At 39.2% G+C, this 14,169-nt stretch carries 11 protein-coding genes and 3 pseudogenes; 1 reads left to right on the plus strand and 13 read right to left on the minus strand.

Features of this window, described 5'->3' with window-relative positions; all coding sequences use genetic code 11:
* Positions 1-2 precede the first annotated feature (2 nt).
* Both LZ575_RS23800 and LZ575_RS23805 read right to left on the minus strand, forming a co-directional pair.
* Positions 3-1,088 (minus strand): hypothetical protein, encoded by a 1,086-nt coding sequence (locus LZ575_RS23800; RefSeq protein WP_311195799.1) that lies wholly within the window; start codon positions 1,086-1,088, stop codon positions 3-5.
* Positions 1,018-2,763 carry a carboxypeptidase-like regulatory domain-containing protein gene (locus tag LZ575_RS23805; protein ID WP_311195800.1) on the minus strand — a complete coding sequence of 582 codons (1,746 nt, stop codon included), beginning with the start codon at positions 2,761-2,763 and terminating at the stop codon, positions 1,018-1,020. The genes LZ575_RS23800 and LZ575_RS23805 overlap by 71 nt, the downstream gene beginning before the upstream one ends.
* Positions 2,764-2,952: 189 nt before the next feature.
* Between LZ575_RS23805 and LZ575_RS13730 the strand changes: the two genes are divergently transcribed.
* A complete protein-coding gene (locus LZ575_RS13730) occupies positions 2,953-4,035 on the plus strand; it encodes an endonuclease/exonuclease/phosphatase family protein (protein WP_235325058.1) in 1,083 nt (360 codons plus the stop codon).
* Here LZ575_RS13730 and LZ575_RS13735 read toward each other — a convergent pair.
* The 11 genes and pseudogenes from LZ575_RS13735 to LZ575_RS13785 form a co-directional block, all read right to left on the minus strand.
* Positions 4,032-5,107: pseudogene (locus LZ575_RS13735) on the minus strand (PA0069 family radical SAM protein). The gene LZ575_RS13730 and the pseudogene LZ575_RS13735 overlap by 4 nt on opposite strands.
* Before the next feature lie 71 nt (positions 5,108-5,178).
* Positions 5,179-5,875, minus strand: a pseudogene (locus LZ575_RS13740) (enoyl-CoA hydratase/isomerase family protein); the annotation flags it as partial.
* A 138-nt stretch (positions 5,876-6,013) separates the two neighbouring features.
* Positions 6,014-7,468 carry a PAS domain-containing sensor histidine kinase gene (locus LZ575_RS13745; protein WP_235325059.1) on the minus strand — a complete coding sequence of 485 codons (1,455 nt, stop codon included), beginning with the start codon at positions 7,466-7,468 and terminating at the stop codon, positions 6,014-6,016.
* 48 nt (positions 7,469-7,516) lie between these two features.
* Positions 7,517-8,068 carry a CopD family protein gene (locus tag LZ575_RS13750; RefSeq protein ID WP_235325060.1) on the minus strand — a complete coding sequence of 184 codons (552 nt, stop codon included), beginning with the start codon at positions 8,066-8,068 and terminating at the stop codon, positions 7,517-7,519.
* Positions 8,069-8,349: 281 nt separating this feature from the next.
* On the minus strand, positions 8,350-8,622 hold the full coding sequence (locus tag LZ575_RS13755; RefSeq protein WP_235325061.1) for a hypothetical protein: 273 nt from the start codon (positions 8,620-8,622) through the stop codon (positions 8,350-8,352).
* Positions 8,623-8,664: 42 nt separating this feature from the next.
* The gene (locus LZ575_RS13760; protein ID WP_235330737.1) at positions 8,665-9,822 is read right to left on the minus strand and encodes an MATE family efflux transporter; all 1,158 of its coding nucleotides are present in this window, start codon (positions 9,820-9,822) and stop codon (positions 8,665-8,667) included.
* Between the two features lie 149 nt (positions 9,823-9,971).
* Complete coding sequence (locus tag LZ575_RS13765; protein WP_235324700.1) at positions 9,972-10,979, minus strand: IS110 family transposase; 1,008 nt, start codon at positions 10,977-10,979, stop codon at positions 9,972-9,974.
* A gap of 231 nt (positions 10,980-11,210) precedes the next feature.
* Positions 11,211-11,396 (minus strand): annotated as a pseudogene (locus tag LZ575_RS13770) (MATE family efflux transporter); the annotation flags it as partial.
* Entirely contained in the window at positions 11,396-12,430 is a 1,035-nt protein-coding gene (gene hemH, locus LZ575_RS13775) for a ferrochelatase (RefSeq protein WP_235325062.1), read from the minus strand. The pseudogene LZ575_RS13770 and the gene hemH, both read right to left, overlap by 1 nt.
* Positions 12,431-12,614: 184 nt before the next feature.
* Positions 12,615-13,250: a ThuA domain-containing protein gene (locus tag LZ575_RS13780; protein ID WP_235325063.1), complete on the minus strand. Its 636-nt coding sequence runs from the start codon at positions 13,248-13,250 to the stop codon at positions 12,615-12,617.
* Between the two features lie 9 nt (positions 13,251-13,259).
* Positions 13,260-14,159 (minus strand): AraC family transcriptional regulator, encoded by a 900-nt coding sequence (locus tag LZ575_RS13785; protein WP_235325064.1) that lies wholly within the window; start codon positions 14,157-14,159, stop codon positions 13,260-13,262.
* Positions 14,160-14,169 lie beyond the last annotated feature (10 nt).

Here is a 14,169-nt window from a genome sequence, read left to right on the forward strand (position 1 = left end):
AATTAAAACCTAACATAGATATTTGCGTAATAAGTCGCACCTGTGCCATACCAGTACTTGTTTCCAAAAATGGGCTGATCCCGATTCTTATCTTGTTTAAGAGTTCTAAAATTGGCATTTCTTGCCTGCTCAAAGCCTCCTGTTTTATACACAACGTCAAAGACATTGTTCAGGCTCACGAAAAAACCAAGATAATAGCTGTCAATCCTCCAGGATTTCCCTCCAATGATGTTGACAACGAAGTAGTCGTCAAATTGCTCCTGTCTTAGTAAATGCCTTGCCTCCTCTTCATTATAATCGACTAAAGGAAGCCCATCTGCATCTGTTAAAAAATTAGAAGTGCGGGTTAAAGGACTAATATCACTAAAAGCATGTGAGAAATAATTTCCTGTAGTTCCAAACCACCAGTAATCCGGATCTCTATACTCAAATCCTATCTGGGCAGCACGTTGAGGTCCTCCAGCCAGGAAATAATTTTTCAAACTTGATGTACCATAATCCACGGCAGCGTCAAAACTGTCGGAAGTTAGATATAAATTAGGATCATTGCTGTAGGTATGTTGTCCAATGGCGGCTGCAGATTTTATTTTGATTGTAGATGTTACCTGAAAATCCAATCCCAGTTCCAATCCAAAATGTCGTCTGTCTATCCCTGTCAAAACCTCCTGCACAAAGGCTGTGGTACTGTTTCTGCCAAGTCCGCTTAAACCATCAGCATAGTAAAAAGAAATTTCTGTTGCATCTTGAATTTCAGAAAAATATCCGGTGATCCTCGTCCTAAACTGCGGAGTTCTAAAAATATAGCTTGCATCTACTGAGGAAAGATTTTCACTGTCTAAATTCTGTACTACGCTATTGTTCATTCGGGAATTAGAGAAGCTGTTCCTTAAATTTGGAGCACGGGTATAATAAGCGGAATTAAAGTTTAAAAGATTTCTGCTAATAATTTTATATGTGCCTCCTAATTTCACTCCATAGTTGCTAAACTTCAGCTTTTCACTTTCCCCTAAAGAATTATTAGGATAGCTGCCATTCTGAAATAGACCCACCCTTTGATACTGCGTGTGAGATAACTGACTTAGCTGCATAGAGATCAACTCTTCTGCCTTTATACTGCAACTGCGAATAGCCTTCAAAAACATCGGCATGGAGTTCAAAATTGTATTTAAATTTTTCTCCTTCAGTAACTACTCTGTTCCTGTTTCGAAGATCACTTTGTGCCCTGTCTCCAACTGATGTTGTTGCATCTCCTTCAGCAAAAGCATCTATATCAAGATAACCTGCTCCTCCCAATAGATCCTTAATAGCGGCAAAATTATGACTAGTGAGTCTGGTAAATTTTACTTTCGAATTAATTTTTAGGGAAGGACTTAATACTGAAGTTAAAATAGAATTAACCGTGATCTGTTGATCGTCATTCCTGTCTTCGGCAATCACATAAACCGAATTGCCTCCTGTTTCTGAGGAAATAATATTAGCAGTGTATAAACTTTCCCAGTTTACTTGCCCGTCCTTAACAAAAGTGTTCCGGGCACGGTAAGCAGCTTCAAAATTCTGATTATCCTCAAATCGTAAAAAATAGCTCGGGAGGTTCTGGTAGTAAGAAGGATCTGGGTTTCCACCTCCCCCGATAAAACTTTCCTGCCCATCCTGCTGAACTATAAGCCGGGTACCTCCGTAATCAATTCTGCTATTTCCGGTACTCCCAAATTGGTAAGCGAGGTTTGTATTGAGATCAGTTTTCCCTGAAATCTTCCAAAAATGATTTAGCATAAAAACAGGTTCCTTTATTTCTCTTATTCTTGAATTTCTTATCTCCCCATTTTGATATCCCCAGAAGGAATTGTAACGCTGACCCCTAAGATCATAAACTTCTTGTGTATTTGCTGATGATTTTCCTCTGGTGTTGGGGGTATAGAAGGAGGTAAAGTTTATGCTATGGGAAGGAGAAATCAATTTTTCTACTGCCAGAAATAGCGCATTGGCTGAATATAGAGTTCCCTCAACGTATGCCTCTTCTGCAAACCTTCTGGATATAGAAACCGAATAAGCCCAACCCCCGGGAGTTTCCCCGGAATTATAGGTCGCCATGACTCTTCCTGTGTAGCTCCTGTTTGCCGCAGCGTATGAAATTCTTCCTCCATTACTGTATTTAGCCGCTCTCATTACAATATTTGTACTCCCTGCCAAACCACCAAATCCCACTTCTGCAGGAAGGCTTCCCATATTGAAAATCTGATTTCTTTGTACATCATTTAAGCCTCCCCAATTACTCCACTGAGGTCTGCCGTTGAATAGTTTGTTCATTTCAACTCCATTAATATAAACTTTCCCAAACTCGCTATCCAATCCCCTCGGTCGAAAGAACGTCTGGCTAAAATCAAAAGCAGCAGCATTAAGAAAAACATCCCGGGATGCCTGTAACAGGCCCGCGACATTATCAACATTTCCTTCTTCTTCACTTAATTGATCATCTCCCAGACTTATAGTACCTAATAACATTTGCTCCCTAAACATATCTCTTTCAATTGGAATTAAATCAAGGTCCTTTGCTGCTCCCTCTGTAATTGACACTGGTAAACGCAACACCGCATAACGCGGTGCTGAAAAAATAAGAATTGTATTTCCTGAAGTAAGTTCCTCTTGAGAAAACTTAAAATTTCCCTGCAAGTCTGTTGTAGTGGATGTAGTAGTATTTTCAATAGCAACAGTAACATTTTCTACAGGTTCAAAAGTGGCTGCATCAACAACTTTTCCTCTCAAAAATATTTCTTGTGCAGAAATTTGCGAGTATAGTATTAGCCCCAGTATTAATAGATATTTGCCCCTACGCATCTATAAAAACTTCATTTTCAACATATAAGTTAATTATAATATTTAATAGACCCTTTAAAATTTGTATATTAAATATCAGTTTTCTCATAATTTTAAGAAATCTATAGGTACCTAATAATGATTGGAAAAAATTTTCTGTCTACGATTTTATACATAATTATATCTTATTTATCCATTCCTCAGGTTGCGGGGCAGGAGAATAATTTATACCAGATAAGAACTGTAGCATTTTATAATGTTGAGAATATTTTTGACACCGTAGATGATCCTTTGACCTTTGATGAAGATCGCACTCCGGAAGGAAAAGACGTTTGGACGGAAGAAAAGTACAGAGACAAATTGAAGAATATTTCCCGGGTGCTTTCTGAAATTGGAGCAGACAAGGCAGAAATTCCTCCCGCCATTATAGGAGTTTGCGAAATCGAAAATTATAAAGTTTTAGAGGATTTAGTAAATCAACCTCTTTTGCTATCCCATAATTATGATATAGTGCATTATGATTCTCCTGATAACCGTGGTGTGGATGTGGCTTTGCTTTATCAAAAAAGCCTCTTTGAACCCTTACATTCCCGATCTCACAGGCTTCTGATTTTCGATCGCGACGATCAGTCAAAAAGAGTATATACGCGAGATCAATTAGTTGTAAGTGGCTTATTAGATGGAGAATTGCTACACGTAATCGTAAACCACTGGCCCTCCAGAAGTGGCGGTGAAGCGCGTAGTAGCTACAGGAGAGAAAAAGCAGGGGAACTCAATAAACGAATTATAGACTCTCTCTACCGATTAGACGGCAATGCAAAGATAATAACGATGGGAGATTTTAATGATGACCCCACCAACAAAAGCATTAAGAAAATCCTGGGAACAAAGGCCAGTATGGAAAATCTTAATCAAGGAGATCTATATAATCCTATGGAGAATATGCTGAAAAGGGGAATGGGTACTTTAGCTTTTAGAGATGGCTGGAATTTATTTGACCAGATCATCATTTCCTCACCTTTTCTTGCTAATGACTATTCTTCTTACCAATTTTACCGAGCAGGGATCTTTAATCCAGATTACCTTCTCACCCCCTCCGGTCAGTTTAAAGGATATCCGTTCAGAAGCTATGATTACGGTGGTTACACAGGGGGATATAGCGATCACTTTCCAGTTTACATTTACCTCATCCAGAAAGTAACTTCTAAAGAAAAGAACTAAAACAACCTCATCTGCCCGTCTTTATATTCCCGGTGCAGGTCACAATTGAGGGGCGCAATGCTTCTGCCAGATAAATATTTCTTTCTGGCAATTACAAACTGCTGCTCCACCTGCTCAGCTATATTAAGCCGCCTTTCATTCTTCGACCAAACTGGCTGTCATTTAAACTTCCGCCGTGGCACTCCTGGATCTGGTGCAGCACTTTATCTGCCCTATGCGGCATTGTCTTCCTTATCCAGTCGGTGAAAATTCCTCCTATTGCTCCATTAAGTCGCACCATAGTATAGCCCACACCCCTTGCACCGTTTTCAGCAATGGCTTTTACCAACGGCAGGATCTCGTGACTATTAATGCCGGGAATAATAGGTGCCATCATTACGCTCACCGGGATTCCGGCTTCAGTTAGCTTTCTCACGGTTTCCAGCCGCTTCTTCACACTGGCAGTCCGGGGTTCCAGCAGTCGGCGGGTATTTTCTTCGAGGGAGGTGATCGATAGATTTACCTGTACCAGGTGATCTTTCGCCAGGTCCTGCAAAACATCAATGTCTCTTTGAATTAATGCATTCTTGGTAATAATTCCTACGGGGTGTTTAAACTTAAGGAAGGTCTGTAGCAGGTTTCGGGTGATTTCCAGTTTCTTTTCGATTGGCTGGTAGCAATCTGTATTTCCTGATAAAATTATGGGCTCTGCTTCCCAGCTTTTGCTTCTTAATTTCTTTTCCAGTAACTCCACCGCATTCCGCTTTACCAGGATCTTTTGTTCAAAATCAAGTCCTGCACTATATCCCCAATATTCGTGTGAATTCCGGGCATAGCAGTACACGCAGCCGTGTTCACAGCCCTGGTAAGGATTAAGGGAATAACCCATTCTTACATCAGGACTGTTCACTTTATTTACAATTGTTTTGGGAAAAGTGTCTATTAAAACCGTCCTGTTATCCAACGCCTCTTCTCCTTCTACAGCACAAAAATTCAGAAAATCATCCCGAAATTCGTGACTGTTCGCGTCAAACCTGTTGGCAACATTTAGTTGTGCTCCCCTACCTTTAATATATTCTTCAGCATCACCCATAAAAACAAAAATATGGAAATTTTCCTTTTGGTAGGAAATTTTCCATATTAAATTCTCAGGAGATTGATTATTTATCTTCCAGGGAAATCTGCTTTCCGTTTATTGAGAAAGGCTGTTGTACCCTCTTTAAAGTCGGCAGTACTAAAGCAATGTCCAAATTCCTCAATTTCTGTTTCAAAACCATTAACTCCGTCCTTATAATTAGCGTTCACAGCTTTAATCGCAGATCTTATTGCGACAAGGGAATTTTTAGCAATTTTAGTAGCAATGTTTTCAGTAAATTCCAGTAGTTCCTCCTGGGTTGTGACGTGATTCACGAGATTGTATTGTAGCGCCTGGCTGGCATCTATCATTCCGGCTGTCATTATCATCTCCATTGCCCTGCCTTTACCTACCAGCTGCGGCAACCGTTGGGTTCCGCCGTACCCCGGGATTACTCCCAAAGAAACTTCGGGTAATCCCATTTTTGCATTTTCACTTGCTATTCTAAAATGTGCTGCCAGCGCAAGTTCAAGGCCTCCACCTAAAGCAAAACCGTTAATGGCCGCTATTACCAAGCTTAGAAAATTCTGCAACCAGATCAAATAATTTAGCCTGACCTTTTGCTGCCAATTCTTTACCTTCTTCTGGAGAGAAATCTGCAAATTCGCTAATGTCAGCTCCTGCAACAAAAGCTTTTTCCCCACTCCCGGTAATTATTATAACTTTTACCTCATCATTTAATTCGGCATCATTAAAAGCGTGATGAAGTTCTTTTATAGTTTTGCGATTTAAGGCGTTAAGCTTTGAAGGACGATTAATGGTTATTGTGAGAATGCCATTACTATTTTCTTCCAGAATATTCTCAAAATTCATATCGATTAGTTTTTATAATTATCAGAACCAGGTAAGAATCAAAATGACCCTTTATTTTGGGAACTTAACTGTAAAGATAGTGCCTTTATTTCTTTTTGAAGTAAAGCTTATGCTCCCGCCATAGGTCTCTACAAGGTTTTTCACCATTGCCAGTCCAAGGCCCATCCCGCTGGATTTTGTGGTAAACTTAGGTTCAAAAACCTTTTCTTTATTTTCTTCAGAAATTCCAACTCCGTTGTCGGACACCGTAATGCTCACCATCTCCCCCTGATCTTCTACTCTCACTAAAATTTTTGGATCAGGTACATCCTGTAGAGCCTGCGTAGCATTTTTCACCAGGTTTGTCACGACCCGAATAAGTTGAGTACGGTCAAACTTGGCCAGAATTTCCTCTTTTTCAGAAGAAAATACAATGTAGTTTTCATTAAAAATATCAAGGGCCAACTTTACAATTTTAGGTACATTAAGAGTTTCATTTTGCTGGGCAGGCATTTTAGCAAAATTAGAAAAAGCAGAAGCAATGGCACTCATCGTGTCAATTTGTTGAATAAGCGTATTACTGTATTCTTCAACCTTCAGCATAATCTTTGGATCATTTGGATCAAAGTTTCGCTGGAAACTTTGTACACTTAATCTCATAGGAGTTAGCGGATTTTTGATCTCGTGTGCCACCTGTTTTGCCATCTCCCTCCAGGCTTGCTCCCTCTCACTTGTAGCCAGTTTCACAGCACTCTCTTCCAGTTCATCGATCATACTGTTATAAGCCGCCACCAAAGTATAAATCTCTTCGGAAGCGTTTTGAACTTCAATTTTTTGATTTCTTTTATCGAGCCTGGTCTCCACAATCTTTTCTGAAACCAACTTTAGTGATTTGGTTATATATTTAGAAAGGAAATAGGAAAGCAAAATCGCCAGAATGAGCATAAAAAGGTATACCTCCCCCATTTTCATTAAGAAGTCATTAAGGTCCTTCTGAAGTAATTCGTCATCCTGTAGATAGGGCAGATAAAGAATTGCCAAAGGTTTTAATTGGGTATCGTTTATATAAGTATAGGAAGACTGAAACTTCTGTCCATTTATTTCTGACTTCTTTAAATACCTCTTTTTGGGAGAATTCTCAAGCGCCTGAAGAATGGGCTTGTCTATCTGAATGTTACTGGTGTCTCTAAAGAAGGATTCATTAGACTGAATAAGCAATCTCCCATTGAGATCGTAAATTGTGATTTGCATATCATGCACCTGGGAAATCTCATAGATCTTGTTTCGCTCTCTTAGGATTACAGGCATGTTTTGAGTTGAGACTACGTGCGTGGTACTTTGAAGCACATACTTAATATTTTCACGAATCGCCTGCTCTTTCCTCTCAAGCCGTTCCTTGTGGTAAGCTTCGGACTCCTGTTTGTACTGATAAACTGTAACCCCCACAATCAAAATAGAAGCACCCAACACCAGGAGTATCATTGAGATAAAAATTCTGTTTCTAAGGGAAAGTTTAATAAGCTTCATTTATGTAGTACCATTATTTGCCTGCATTGATCAATTTTCACACCATTGTTAGGCTTCCGGATTTTTATCCCGGATTCTTTTGTACATCTTAAATCCTAACATAAGGATAACAGAGAGCAGAATAATACCTATGACACCATAGATCCAGTCTACCGCATTTCGAAGGATCACCAGGAAAATAACAGCAAACAGAATTATGGTGGAACCTTCATTGAATAGCCTCATCCCATTGGAGGTCCAGTTTATCCTGTCTTCCTGAAAAGCTTTAAATATTAGATGACATTTGTAATGATAGATATAAAGCAGCAATACAAAACCGAGTTTTACGAGCATCCAGTCCTGTCCAAGAAATGACGGAATTATTGCTAGAAGTGCAAAAGCAAAGAGGCTGGCGAGAATTGCAGAGGGCCAGGTGATAATATACCACAACCTCCGGGTCATTAATTTTAACTGCTTTGTAAGAATAGAAGCTTCAGGCTCTGGTTTTTCGGCGGCCTCAATATGATAAACAAATAACCTGGGAATATAAAAAAGCCCGGCAAACCAGGTTACAACAAAGATGAGGTGTAAAGCTTTTAAATATAAATAGTATTCCTGCACAGTTTAAAGTTTATTGAAAGGATTTTGGTAGGTGTTAAAGACAGAAAAAATAACAATTTTATCTTTTTCTATTCTATAAATTATAAGAAAAGGGAATTTTCTGATGACCGCTTCCCTGAAGGAGGAGTCGAGCTTAGCGAAAATATTCAGGATTTTCTTTTATGTAAATTAGGGTATTTCTGAACTCGGAAACAAAGGTTTTCCCTAGCCCCACTTGCTTTTTTTCATACCACTCTATGGCTTCTTGTACATCTAGACGGGCTGTAACTCTTATCTCAAGATTAAAACCCATATCTTTCAAAGATCTTCTGGTTAAAAGCTTCCAAAGATTCCGATTCTCCTTTTCCCTCCAGATATTCCTGATACCTCCTGTTAAGTTCCTCCCACTGCTCCGGCGAGAGGCTGGAGTTCTTTCCTTCGGTTTTGTATTCCTCCCCTACTTCCGAAACTGTATTTTCTGCAGACAAAAATTCATTCAGTTTATCTAAAGTTCGAATATCATTAGAGGCTAAAATTTTTTTCAGCAGCTCTATTTTCAACTCATTTATCTCCATAACCTCCACTTTCAATCAAAGATAAGGAATAAGATTTTTTCTTCAGGGTAAATTCTCTGCTGTTGCGGGCTTTAACTTCAGCCTGATCTCACGGTTCAGGAAATAACCCGTTATTATTGTCGAAAGAACATCAGCAATAGGAAATGCAATCCAGACCCCAATTTCACCAAAATAATGCGGCAGGATCAAAACAAGCGGAATAAAAATGAAGCCCTGCCTTGAAAGCGTTAGCAATAGTGCGGGAACCGCTTTTCCTATAGACTGAAAATATGCCGATCCTATTAATTGTAGTGCCACAATGGGTGTTGCAGCAAACACCCATCTCATAGCTTCGGGAGTGGCTGAGTTTACCACAGGATTATCAGTAAAAACTGCTACAATTTCTTCAGAAAAGATCATGATTAACACAAAAACTACAAAACCAAGAATACTTGCATAAAGGACTGCCGTATTTATGCTTTTCCTTACTCGCTGCCAATTCTCTGCACCGTAATTATATCCCGCAATAGGTAAAAAACCTTGTGTGACGCCCAATACAGGGAAAAGCGCAAACATTAACATTCGTCCAATAATTGCATAAACTGTAACAGAATCTTCACCTCCCAGATCATATAGAATATTGTTCATTAGTAAGTAGGTAATACTTACTACAGCCTGCCTTGCAAGAGTAACAAATCCAAGGGAGGAAGTCTCTTTTAGAATGGGCCAATTGAAGCCAAGGTGGGACCAGTTTATCTTTAATTCAGAATTTTCAGAATAAAAGAACCAGATGACATACACCAGGCAAAGAAAATAGGATATTGTAGTCGCCCATGCCGCACCATACATTCCCATATCTAAATGATTAATAAGAATATAATCCAGCACAAGATTACCTACAGAAGGAATAATCATCGCGGTCATGGCGAATTTTGGCTTTCCTTCTGCCCTTATTACACTATTACCCATCATGCAAAGAGCGAGTAGGGGAACTCCATAGAGAACTATAGTGTAATAAACTTTAGCAGGTTCAAAGATATCTCCTTTTCCCCCGAAGGTCGGGATTAACGAATCCACGAAAAGCAGACCCAGGAATACCATCGTAAAAGTGAAAAGAAGTGTAAGGGAAATTTGATTACCGAAAGTCTTAAGAGCCTTTTTCTTATCTCCGCCTCCCAGGGCACGGGAAATAATTGATGATCCACCAATGCCAATTGCCATACCCAGTGCGGCAATAAAAAAAGGTACTGCGATAAAAAACAATCTTTTTTTTGTTTTTTTACATGGAGTACGTGGCATTGTTGAAATGGAACAACTCTTAAAAAGGAGTTGTTTCCAATCCAACAAGCACAACACCAAAATCATTATTTCTAATCTGAAAATAAATAATCTGGATTATACTCTGATCCATTTTTCCAAATCGTATAGATAAGCACTAGTAGTTTTCTTGCCACTGCAGTCACTGCAATCTTTTTTATGGATTTCTTCTCTGACAAGCGATTATAGAATATTTTCAGGTTTGGATTATGTTGTAGGGAAGATAATGCGGGCATATAGAGTGCAGATCTTATAAAACTGTTCCCCTTTTTACTTATGGTCGTCTTTCCAGCGTAAAGACCTGACTGCCGATGCTGTATGTCAAATCCACAATAGCTTACCAATTGTTTGGAATTGCGTACGAGCGCAAAAGCATTCGTCTCGCCCAAAATACAAGCGATGGTCATGAACCCTACTCCTGGTATGGTCTCCATCTTTCTGATCCGTTCGTCCAGAATGCTATCTTTTCTAACAACTAGCTTGATCTCAGATTCCACCTGTGAAATCTGCTTTTCCAGTAATTGGATTTGTTGTTTAAGTCTCTTACCAACTGTGGGGGGACATTTATGAGAATTGTCCTTTGCATGCAGTTGATTTTTGGTCATAGTAAGTTTGGCCTTAAGGCTACGGTAATCCCTTGTTAGGATCTTTAAAGTTCTCATTTGAAGGGAGGGAATTTCCCAATGATCCAATTTCCTTTCCAAGCCCATCCTGCACAAAAGCTTAGCATCCACACTATCGGTCTTTGTCTTTATGTTATGGCTCTTGGCAAAGTAGTTTACTTTGTTGGGAAGTACTACCGATAAGTAAAAATCCCTCTCTTGAAGCCAATAAGCCAAATTTTCATAATAGACACCAGTGGCTTCCATCACAAAAAAAATTTCTGCAGGATCTTTTTTCTTCTTCAACCATTCCAGTAGTTTTTTAAAACCTTTAAGGTCATTTGTAAACTTCTGCACCTTAGAAAATTGTAATTCACCGAATTCGGAATACAAACCATAGGAGCATTCAAGGGAATCTTTTGATACATCAATTCCCACACAAAATTGTACTGTATTCATAATACTAGGATTTAATGAGGCAGGAAGCTTCTTATGATCTATTCTCGTCTTTACGCGGGATGCATAAAAGCTCCCTAAGTACTGCCCAGATTCTGAGAAACGAATGGGAACAGGGTATGTGTCTTTTTTACGGTATATCTCACGGACTACCTGGTAACAGCTATATCTCCTATTCCCACTGCCTTTTTCTCCAAAGAAACTAAAAGAACCTTAATGAATTACAAACGTACGAGAAACAGGTAATACTACGTTTATTGCTGCAATTGCAATAGAACCGATCCAGTTTCCAACAAAAATTGTATCAATTAAAATGTTCAGCGACATTACCAGGATACCAATAGAAGCAGGTACTGCCTGGTTTATAAGTAATTTACCTATGGGTTCCTTACCTAATGCTGCCGCATCCCGATTAGCCATTATGCCTCTACGGGATTGGAGAAAGCCCATTCATCAATCCATCGAGCAAGAACTTTAGACCAGTCATCCCTGTCATTCAAACACGGCACGACCGTAAATTTCTCACCTCCCACTTCGTGGAAAATCTCCTCTCCTTCCATAGCAATTTCTTCAAGAGTCTCAAGGCAATCACTTACAAATGCAGGGGTAACTATGGCCAGCTTTTTCATGCCCTGTTTTCCAAAACGTTCTATAGTCCTGTCTGTATAAGGTTGTAACCATGGATCAAATCCTAATCTTGATTGAAAGGAAACGCTGTAAGAATTCTGCTTTAATTCCAGATATTCGGCTACCAGGCGTGTAGTTTCATAACATTGATGCCTGTAGCAAAATTGATGTGCGGCCGAAGGTGTCTTACAGCAGTTGCCATCAATTTGACAATGAGATTTAGTGATATCGCTTTTCCTTATGTGTCTCTCCGGGACGCCGTGGTAAGAGAATAGCAAATGCTGAAAATCGACTCCTTTCAATTTCTCTTCAATACTGTTCGCCAGTACCCTGATGTAGTCGGGATGATTGTAAAAAGCCGGAACAGAAGTAAAGCTCATTTGAGGAAAAAATTCCTTTCGTAGTTTTTCTGCAAGTACAAGTATAGTTTCGGTTGTTGCCATTGCAAACTGCGGATAAAGCGGAAAAATAAGAACTTTATCTACTCCCTTATCGTGCAACTCCTGAAGACCGGATTTTATATTTGGTTTTCCATACCGCATAGCCAGCGAAACAGGAATAGAGGTGAATTTGTCTATTTTCTCCCGAAGCCTTTTTGATAAAACTATCAACGGAGATCCTTCATCCCACCAGATCTTTTGGTAAGCTTCAGCAGATTTTTTAGGACGGGTGTTTAGGATTATGCCTCTCACCAATAAATTTCTCGCCCATAACGGCACATCTATTACCCTCTCATCCATCAAAAATTCGTCGAGGTATTTTTTCACATCCTTAGGATCTGTACTATCGGGAGATCCAAGGTTAACCAACAACACACCTTTACTCATAATTTTTCTTTTTCAACTCAAAAATAGCAATATTACCTGCGGCGGAGGGAAAGCAGGTATTATTCTTTCTTATTACAGAATAGAACAAAAGTTTATTCTGGCTTTTCCAAAGCGAATAAAATACATTGAAGTATGTGCTCCACAAAAAGCGGTTCTCCGTAAGATTGTATAGTGTGGCCGCCACTTAGGTATAGATGGTTTTTCCCCCTCCTTCAAGTTCTTTATACCACGCTATAGGATGGTCATCACCATTCGTGCCTCCTTTATAGGTAGACTCATCCAGCTTCATTAAAACCTGCATTTCAGGATTGATATTTTTGTAGTTATACCATTCATCATGCCTTCTCCAGGTGTGTGGCAGGTGTTTTACAGTAGGATGCTCCGACATTACCACATTTACCTCTGCCCATTGATTTTCGGGATGGCCATTAAAATAGGCCCCAACCAGCTGTCCATACCATTCCCAATCATACTCAGTATCAGCGGCAGCGTGTATTCCAAAGAAATTACCTCCTTCATTTATGTAATTCTTAAACGCCTCTTGCTGTTTTTCATCCAATACATTCCCCGTAGTATTTAGAAAAATAACCAGGTCAAAAGTCTCCAGTTCCTCTTCATTGAAAGTGTCGGCTTTATCTGTAACAACAACGGCGAATCCATTGTCTTCTCCAAGATCCTGTATAGCCTGGTAGCCTGCAGGAATGGATTCGTGCCAGAAACCAACTGTTTTATGAAAAACGAGAACTTGTTGATCCTGAGCCTGTATTGGGAGAATTGCAAAAAGAAAGCAACACATCAGGAAATTTAGAATTGTCTTCATATGAATACTTTAAGTTGTGGGATGTAATGACATTATATATTTTTTGGGAGTAGTCCCGAATTTTTTTCTGAAGGAAGCAATAAAGTGGCTGGAAGTGCTGTATCCTACTTTAAGCCCAACTTCATTTACATTATACTCCCCACTATCCAGAAGCTGTCTTGCATATTCCATTTTATAGTCAAATAAAAAGCTGTAAACCGAGTCGCCATATATTTGCTTAAAACCTTCTTTTAGTTTTTTAAGGCTTAATCCAATTTCCTCTGATAGCTCCTGAAGTCCAGGTGGTTCAGCCATCCGGTTGATGACAATATCTTTTGCTTTCCTTATTTTCAGAATATTTTCCTCATCACTCAGGAAAGGACATTGTTCAACATCGGCATCACCTGTCCTGTTGAACTGTAAACTCAAAAGCTCATATGCTTTTGCTTTAAAATATAAAGATTTAATAGTAGGCATGAGGTTGAAGTTCATCAACTGATTAAGAACAATAGCCATCGAGGGTGAAATATTCCCATCCTGATAATACTTTTTGTCCTTGCTCTCCAGACTTAAGAATGGAATATATTTCGCTTCCTGTGAAAAAAGAGAATGAAACTTTTCTATGGAAACGACAAGAGAGATAAGCCAGGAAGCTAGTTTTAGCTCCACATTAAGTGGAAGATCCTGTTTGGGATTATATAAAAGCAATGAGCGATCCTCCTCCAATGGTACGCTATAGCTACCGTTATTATAAAGAAATTTACTTCGCCCCTTTACACTAAAATGAAATTGAATGTAAGAACTATCTATTGCGCGGGAGCTAAATTGAGGGTCCTGAGTGTCGTTTTGAAATTTGAGAATGTAAAAACCATCTTCAATTTTTGTTTCATCAACAAACCTTCCAGCGATATTTTCTTCTTTCGTTTTCATGGGAGATTTT

This window comes from Antarcticibacterium sp. 1MA-6-2, assembly GCF_021535135.1.
GTDB lineage: Bacteria > Bacteroidota > Bacteroidia > Flavobacteriales > Flavobacteriaceae > Gillisia.

Bases quoted from the DNA above. Each gene is read 5' to 3' on its own strand.
- hemH (WP_235325062.1), bottom strand. From the start codon at position 12,430: ATGAGTAAAGGTGTGTTGTTGGTTAACCTTGGATCTCCCGATAGTACA.
- LZ575_RS13765 (WP_235324700.1), bottom strand. From the start codon at position 10,979: ATGAATACAGTACAATTTTGTGTGGGAATTGATGTATCAAAAGATTCC.
- LZ575_RS23800 (WP_311195799.1), bottom strand. From the start codon at position 1,088: ATGCAGCTAAGTCAGTTATCTCACACGCAGTATCAAAGGGTGGGTCTA.
- LZ575_RS13760 (WP_235330737.1), bottom strand. From the start codon at position 9,822: ATGGCAATTGGCATTGGTGGATCATCAATTATTTCCCGTGCCCTGGGA.
- LZ575_RS13745 (WP_235325059.1), bottom strand. From the start codon at position 7,468: ATGAAGCTTATTAAACTTTCCCTTAGAAACAGAATTTTTATCTCAATG.
- LZ575_RS13730 (WP_235325058.1), top strand. From the start codon at position 2,953: ATGATTGGAAAAAATTTTCTGTCTACGATTTTATACATAATTATATCT.
- LZ575_RS13780 (WP_235325063.1), bottom strand. From the start codon at position 13,250: ATGAAGACAATTCTAAATTTCCTGATGTGTTGCTTTCTTTTTGCAATT.
- LZ575_RS13785 (WP_235325064.1), bottom strand. From the start codon at position 14,159: ATGAAAACGAAAGAAGAAAATATCGCTGGAAGGTTTGTTGATGAAACA.
- LZ575_RS13755 (WP_235325061.1), bottom strand. From the start codon at position 8,622: ATGGAGATAAATGAGTTGAAAATAGAGCTGCTGAAAAAAATTTTAGCC.